This window comes from Mesorhizobium sp. M2E.F.Ca.ET.209.01.1.1, from assembly GCF_004010375.2.
Taxonomy (GTDB): domain Bacteria; phylum Pseudomonadota; class Alphaproteobacteria; order Rhizobiales; family Rhizobiaceae; genus Mesorhizobium.
Window position 1 is genome coordinate 1 of record NZ_SADP02000787.1, and the last position, 321, is coordinate 321.

The following is a 321-nucleotide window of genomic DNA, read 5'->3' on the forward strand; positions in this document are numbered from 1 at the left end:
GCACCAGGCGTCGCCGACACGGGCAGGCTCGGCACCGGCTGGTCGGTGCTGCCGGACCTCGGCGATCATTTCTACGCCGACCCGTTCCCCTTCTGGTGGCAGGACCGGCCTTTCGTGTTCGTCGAGGACTATCCGCACGCGATCGGCAAGGCCGTCATCTCCGTTGTCGCGTTCGATTCAAGCGGCGTTCCTGAAAACCCCCGGGTCGTGCTAGAGGAGGCCCACCACCTCTCCTACCCGCAAGTGTTCGAGCGCGACGGCGTGATCTGGATGCTGCCGGAGGCGAGCACCGGCGGCAGGCTGAAGCTCTACCGCGCCTCC

Annotated in this window: 1 pseudogene; it reads left to right on the forward strand. The window is 67.0% G+C overall.

From position 1 onward, the window contains the following. Window positions 1-321 (forward strand): annotated as a pseudogene (locus EN852_RS37905) (hypothetical protein); the annotation flags it as partial.